We start from the raw sequence: 7,229 nt of genomic DNA, 5'->3' as shown, positions 1-7,229 counted from the left end.
ATTGGCGCTGGACTAAACAAAGGCCCCCTTTTAGGGGGCTCACACAAAGCCACCTTCTTTAGAAGGTGGTAATTTACATCTAAGGCAATCTACAGCATTTTTTGCTTCTCTCGCTTTTCAATGCTTGTTAACGGCCATGCTTGCAACTTGTATCTGGGGCTTTTGCTTCGATAGAGTTCCATTTGTGATCTAAGTCTTGTTTTTGTCCTTGGAGAGTCTTAGAGAGGCGAGTCTTCTGATTATTAATACTTCAATGCACGCAACGCACGGCCAGCAGTGTAAGGCGTAGCCAAAGTTTTATGATAAACAAGTGTATTTAAGCGATTTTTAGTATTAAAACTAAGCAATCCATCGTCTTTCGCACAAATTCTAGTCAAACGATTTAAAAAAATAAAAATAGTGTTGACTCGATCGCTCGAATCCGTAGAATGCATCCCGTACCCAAGAGAGCACGGCTCGAAAGGGTGGTGAAAAAGCTTAGCTTTATTCACAAATGAGGCGCCTTGGCAGAGTGGCTATGCAGCGGATTGCAAATCCGTGGACCTCGGTTCGACTCCGGGAGGCGCCTCCATTATTCTTTTGAGAGCGAATGGCTTTCGAGAAAAAATGCGACACTAGCTCAGTTGGTAGAGCGCAACCTTGCCAAGGTTGAGGTCACGAGTTCGAACCTCGTGTGTCGCTCCAAATTTTATTGATATGGCATTTAGCGGTATCAGATGGTGTTTTACTTTTCTGTAAAGGCATCACAAAGAATATTTGTGTGCCCTGGTGGTGGAATTGGTAGACACAAGGGATTTAAAATCCCTCGACGTTCGCGTTGTGCCGGTTCAAGTCCGGCCCGGGGCACCATCTCATATTAAATGCGACACTAGCTCAGTTGGTAGAGCGCAACCTTGCCAAGGTTGAGGTCACGAGTTCGAACCTCGTGTGTCGCTCCAGATTTAAGGCCTAACATGAAAATGTTAGGCCTTTTTCGTATTTTTTGAAAATCTCAAACTTCTTTTCTGTCACAGACTTCGTTAAGTAACGAACCCTTTGTCTCATTGACTCAAGTGATTGTTCATTCTGCCACTGCAAAACATCTTAGCCATTCCTACTAGTCTATGTTTAAACCATCACTTGTGGAGAATAACCACTCTTGCTCCAGGCAAAGCTGTGACGAGAATGCTATCTTTTTAAATGTTCCGGATATAGAAAGGAATGTTTTACGATTAAGCAGCACAACCTTAAACCTCTGTTAGATGAGGTGATGATATCTCAAGAATATTTGTTTAAATAACAGCTGTTTGAGAGAAGCAGAAAAGCATAGCTCATGAATATGAACATGCGAGTTACGATGGGGTATGTTTTGTTGTGATTTACATCACTGTTACTAATATGAAAAATCGTTGCCAGAAGATTTTATTTTGTGATAAATTCGCGCGCAATCTCGGAGCGTAATTAACAACGTTTGATCTCTGGGGGATACGCGTAGTGACCATTCAAGCTGATTGTGACACTGCGTAGGGTAGGTATCGGCAAAGCCTTTTGTCGATAGACGGGATACTAATGCTGTAAACGCGGCATATTAATGGGAAACCCAACATTGAAACCTTTGAATAAACACACACTAATCAGCTTCATACTGCCGAAATGTCCTGTTTTACAAAACGGGTGCATTACAGAACCTTGATTAATCCCTTTTACATATAAAGTCGCGAGTATCGTGGCGGATGATCTGTATTTGTCATTTATGCACTGACAAATGCGGAGGGGTATTCACACCTCCTGTAATTTCATTCTAATGATTATTAATACAGGATACAGAATTATTATAATTCAAGGGATTATGTAGTATGAGCACTGCCTTTGAAGTCGATAGCAATATCGCAAACATTTTTTCGTCTCAAGTTCCTATCGTTGAGGGAACGTATGACTTAACGCCAGATCAAGTATTGATTGATCAGGCTGAGCATGAATCTGAAGTACGTTCTTATCCACGTCGTTTGCCGATCGCAATTAAACAAGCCTTTGGGTGCTTGGTTGAAGATACGCGTGGACAGATCTTTCTAGACTGCCTTGCGGGGGCAGGCACTCTAGCTTTGGGGTATAACCATCCTGAAATAAACCAAGCTCTGAAAGAGCAATTAGATTCAGGACTGCCATATCAGACGCTAGATATTGCAACATCAGCAAAAACGACGTTTATTCAATCTGTTAAGTCTTTTCTTCCTCAAGAGTTAAGCGAGAACAGCGTTATCCAATTTTGTGGCCCGTCTGGAGCTGATGCGGTTGAAGCTGCTATCAAGCTCGCGAAACAGACTACCGGTCGCAACACTATGTTTGCCTTCCGTGGCGCATACCATGGTATGACTAATGGTACGATGGGGATGATGGGTAACTTAGGCACGAAAGCTCGTCGAACTGGTTTGATGTCGGATGTGCACTTTATGCCTTTCCCATACAACCTGCGTTGTCCTTTTGGGCTTGGCGGTGATGAAGGTGCGAAAGCAAGTATTCGCTATATCGATCGTCTTTTAAACGATGATGAGTCAGGCATTATGAAGCCTGCCGCGATTATCGTGGAGCCAGTGCAAGGTGAGGGTGGTGTTGTTCCTGCGCCAGCATTCTGGCTACGAGAGTTACGTCGTATTTGTGATGAACACGGTATCTTACTGATCTTCGATGAGATCCAGTGTGGTGTTGGTAAAACTGGCTACAATTTCGCGTTCGAAGAGTCGGGCATTGTTCCAGATATTCTGTGTTTATCAAAAGCAATTGGCGGTGGATTACCAATGTCGCTATTGGTTATCAACAAGCAACATGATACATGGAAGCCGGGCGAGCACACAGGTACATTTCGTGGTAACCAGTTAGCCATGGTCTCTGGTGCGAAAGCATTAGAAATTATCCAACGTGATAATCTTGTTGAGCATGCCAATATTGCGGGTCAGTACTTGCGCTACGGCCTTGAAAGTATTCAAAAGCGTGTGAACTGTATCGCAGAGGTTCGTGGCAAAGGTTTGATGCTAGGCGTGGAGATTAAAACTCCAAACGGTGAGCTCAATAAATTTGGTGAACCTCAAGCGGATAGTGAACTCACACTTTCTATTCAACGCGCAGCACTCGAGCGTGGCTTGATCGTTGAGAAAGGTGGACGCGAAGGCGCAGTAATTCGTTTCCTTCCTCCTCTTACCATCTCGTTTGAGCAAATCGACTTTGCTTTACGTGTATTTGAAGACGCGATTTTAGCCGCTGGCGGTAGTCACATCGAAACTCAGCCACAAGATGAATGGAAGAAGCATTTCATCCACACTGGAGAGATGGGCAGCAATGAATTTGCTTCGGTGATGAATCACACTACTACGGCAATGAAGTCAGTGTTTGAACAAGTGACTGCACCGTATTCAGGTATGGATCCAAAAGCATTGGAAGCAGCGATTCACGACGTTGATCTTGATAATGGAAATGCGCCTCTTAAAACCGTTATCGACGATGCTGCTGAGCTGGTCGCGAAAAACGCAATTTTTACTCAACATCCAGATTGTATTGCTCACCTGCATACTCCACCTTTGATGCCAGCGATTGCGGCAGAGGCAATGATTGCGGCTTTGAACCAGTCTATGGATTCATGGGATCAAGCTTCATCAGCGACTTATGTTGAACAGAAAGTTGTGAACTGGCTATGCGATAAATATGAGTTAGGTGAAAAAGCGGACGGTATCTTCACAAGCGGCGGCACGCAAAGTAACCAAATGGGTTTGATGCTTGCGCGAGATTGGATTGCTGACAAACTCAGTGCACACTCAATTCAAAAGCTTGGCCTTCCTGAATACGCAGACAAGCTACGTATTGTATGTTCGAAAAAATCCCACTTCACGGTTCAAAAATCAGCGTCTTGGATGGGATTGGGTGAAAAAGCGGTCATGACCGTCGATGCTAATGCCGATGGAACGATGGATGTCACTAAATTAGACGAAGTTCTCAATCAGGCCAAAGCAGAAGGTTTGATCCCATTTGCCATTGTTGGTACAGCGGGTACAACGGACCACGGTGCTATTGATGACTTAGACTTTATCGCCGATATTGCAGCGAAACATGACATGTGGATGCACGTCGACGGTGCATACGGTGGAGCTCTGATTCTAAGTAGCCAAAAAGCGCGTCTGAAAGGTTGTGAGCGTGCACATTCCATCAGCGTAGACTTCCATAAGCTGTTTTACCAAACCATCAGTTGTGGTGCGCTATTGGTAAATAACAAGTCTAACTTTAAATTCCTGCTTCACCATGCAGACTATTTGAACCGCGAACACGACGAACTACCGAACTTGGTGGATAAGTCTATTGCGACAACTAAGCGTTTTGATGCGCTCAAAGTGTTTATGACGATGCAAAGCGTAGGGCCAAAAGCCCTAGGCGATATGTATGATCATTTGCTTGAGCAGACGCTTGAAGTGGCGGACATGATTCGAGATAACAAACACTTTGAGTTGTTGGCTGAACCATCACTATCTACGGTTCTGTTCCGCGCGACACATGAATCAGCGGATCTTGATGAACTGAACAAAACGTTGCGCTTAGAAGCGTTAACACGCGGTATTGCGGTATTGGGTGAAACCATTGTCGACGATAAAACTGCATTGAAATTTACGATTTTGAACCCGTGTCTGACGACGGCGGACTTTGAATCTTTGCTCTCAAAAATCAATACGCTAGCGGCAGAGCTAGTTTAACAAAGGTAACGGAAAACTATGGCAATTCTACAGATTGGTGCAGGCGGCGTTGGCTGGGTAGTTGCACATAAAGCAGCACAAAACAACGACGTTCTGGGTGATATCACAATCGCATCACGTACCGTAGGTAAGTGTGAGAAAATCATCGAATCGATTCAGAAGAAAAACAATCTGAAAGATTCAACTAAGAAATTAGAAGCGCGAGCGGTAAACGCGGACGACGTAGATTCTTTAGTTGCTTTAATTAAAGAAGTACAACCTGACTTAGTGATCAACGCAGGTCCTCCTTGGGTGAACATGTCTATTATGGAAGCATGTTACCAAGCTAAAGTGTCATACCTTGATACATCTGTTGCGGTTGATTTGTGCTCTGAAGGCCAACAAGTACCTCAAGCTTACGATTGGCAGTGGGGTTACCGTGAGAAGTTTGAAGAAGCGGGCATTACAGGTATTCTTGGTGCTGGTTTCGATCCGGGAGTAGTATCGGTGTTTGCCGCATACGCAGTGAAGCATCTGTTCGATGAAATCGATACTATCGACGTAATGGATGTAAACGCAGGCGACCACGGTAAGAAGTTCGCAACTAACTTTGATCCAGAAACGAACATGCTTGAGATTCAAGGCGATTCGTTCTACTGGGAAAACGGCGAGTGGAAACAAGTACCTTGTCACTCACGTATGCTTGAGTTTGAATTCCCGAATTGTGGTTCACACAAAGTGTACTCAATGGCGCACGACGAAGTTCGATCTATGCAAGAGTTCATCCCGGCGAAACGCATCGAATTCTGGATGGGCTTTGGTGACCGTTACCTAAACTACTTCAATGTGATGCGCGACATCGGTCTACTCAGCCCAGATCCACTAACGCTTCACGACGGTACGGTTGTTCAACCTTTGCACGTGCTAAAAGCACTACTACCAGATCCAACATCACTCGCGCCAGGCTACACTGGCCTAACGTGTATCGGTACTTGGGTTCAAGGTAAGAAAGATGGTAAAGAGCGCAGTGTATTCATTTACAACAACGCTGATCACGAAGTCGCATACGAAGATGTTGAACACCAAGCTATCTCATATACCACTGGCGTACCAGCGATCACTGCGGCTTTGCAGTTCTTCCGTGGCAAGTGGGCAGACAAAGGAGTGTTCAACATGGAACAACTAGATCCAGACCCATTCCTAGAAACCATGCCATCTATTGGTCTAGATTGGCATGTTCAAGAACTGGAGCCAGGGCAACCTGTTATCCATAAATTGAAGTAAGAATTTAGCGACTCTTATTTGTACGTTTAAGCCGATGCACTTGCGTCGGCTTTGTTCGATTTTATAGTGCCTTTGCTAAGGCGAAGGGACGTAAGGTATCAAAATGCAACAAAACGAACTAAAAACGCCATACTTCATGATCAATGAAGACAAGCTGATTGAGAATCTAGAGAAAGCAAAACAGCTAAAAGACATCTCTGGTGTGAAGCTTGTATTAGCACTGAAGTGCTTCTCAACATGGGGTGTATTCGACATCATCAAGCCTTACCTAGACGGAACAACAAGTTCTGGCCCGTTTGAAGTGAAGCTTGGCTACGAAACGTTTGGTGGTGAGACACACGCATACAGCGTGGGTTACAGCGAAGATGACGTTCGCGATGTGGCGGACATCTGTGACAAGATGATCTTTAACTCTCAGTCACAGCTAGCGGCTTATCGTCATATTGTCGAAGGCAAAGCATCGATTGGCTTGCGCCTAAACCCAGGTGTGAGCTATGCAGGGCAAGACTTAGCAAACCCAGCGCGTCAATTCTCTCGTCTTGGTGTTCAGGCTGATCACATCAAACCGGAAATTTTTGATGGTATTGATGGCGTAATGTTCCACATGAACTGTGAGAACAAAGACGTGGATGCGTTTATCGGCTTACTCGATGCTATTTCAGATCAGTTTGGCGAGTACCTAGATAAGCTGGACTGGGTAAGCATGGGCGGCGGCGTGTTCTTCACATGGCCGGGGTACGATATCGAGAAGTTAGGGTTAGCACTTAAAGCGTTCTCAGAGAAACACGGCGTACAAATGTATTTAGAGCCGGGCGAAGCGATCATTACCAAGACGACTGACCTAGTGGTCACTGTGGTTGATATCGTTGAGAACGTAAAGAAGACGGCGATTGTCGATTCAGCCACAGAAGCTCACCGCTTAGATACGTTGATCTACAATGAGCCAGCGTCAATTCTTGAAGCATCTGAAAATGGTGAACACGAGTATGTGATCGGCTCGTGCTCTTGTTTGGCTGGAGACCAGTTCTGCGTGGCGAACTTCGAACAGCCTCTAGAGATAGGACAGCGTCTGCATATTCTAGATAGTGCCGGTTACACCATGGTGAAACTGAACTGGTTTAACGGTCTACGTATGCCGTCGGTCTACTGTGAACGCTCGAATGGTGACATTCAAAAACTGAATGAATTTGACTACTCTGATTTCAAACGTTCACTGTCTCAGTGGTCAGTGAAATAAAACGTATTGAGTATTAG

Annotated in this window: 3 protein-coding genes and 4 tRNA genes; all 7 read left to right on the top strand. The window is 44.9% G+C overall.

Annotated elements, in window-relative coordinates:
- Positions 1-497 precede the first annotated feature (497 nt).
- The 7 genes from R7O12_RS16695 to nspC all read left to right on the top strand — a co-directional run bounded on the left by R7O12_RS16695 (position 498) and on the right by nspC (position 7,212).
- A tRNA-Cys gene (locus R7O12_RS16695) sits at positions 498-571 on the top strand.
- A gap of 37 nt (positions 572-608) precedes the next feature.
- A tRNA-Gly gene (locus tag R7O12_RS16690) sits at positions 609-684 on the top strand.
- 78 nt (positions 685-762) lie between these two features.
- Positions 763-849: transfer RNA gene (locus R7O12_RS16685), tRNA-Leu, on the top strand.
- A gap of 13 nt (positions 850-862) precedes the next feature.
- A tRNA-Gly gene (locus R7O12_RS16680) sits at positions 863-938 on the top strand.
- 897 nt (positions 939-1,835) lie between these two features.
- Positions 1,836-4,712 (top strand): pyridoxal phosphate-dependent class III aminotransferase, encoded by a 2,877-nt coding sequence (locus tag R7O12_RS16675; RefSeq protein ID WP_318105903.1) that lies wholly within the window; start codon positions 1,836-1,838, stop codon positions 4,710-4,712.
- Positions 4,713-4,730: 18 nt separating this feature from the next.
- Positions 4,731-5,975, top strand: a complete 1,245-nt coding sequence (locus R7O12_RS16670) for a carboxynorspermidine synthase (RefSeq protein ID WP_012841628.1) — start codon at positions 4,731-4,733, stop codon at positions 5,973-5,975.
- 103 nt (positions 5,976-6,078) lie between these two features.
- Positions 6,079-7,212 (top strand): carboxynorspermidine decarboxylase, encoded by a 1,134-nt coding sequence (nspC, locus tag R7O12_RS16665; protein WP_025767273.1) that lies wholly within the window; start codon positions 6,079-6,081, stop codon positions 7,210-7,212.
- Positions 7,213-7,229: the final 17 nt, after the last annotated feature.

It is taken from the genome of Vibrio sp. Vb1574, assembly GCF_033338675.1.
Note: the sequence above shows the minus strand (reverse complement) of the source record. Positions and strands in the feature narration are given on the sequence as shown.

Bases quoted from the DNA above. Each gene is read 5' to 3' on its own strand.
- R7O12_RS16670 (WP_012841628.1), top strand. From the start codon at position 4,731: ATGGCAATTCTACAGATTGGTGCAGGCGGCGTTGGCTGGGTAGTTGCA.
- R7O12_RS16675 (WP_318105903.1), top strand. From the start codon at position 1,836: ATGAGCACTGCCTTTGAAGTCGATAGCAATATCGCAAACATTTTTTCG.
- nspC (WP_025767273.1), top strand. From the start codon at position 6,079: ATGCAACAAAACGAACTAAAAACGCCATACTTCATGATCAATGAAGAC.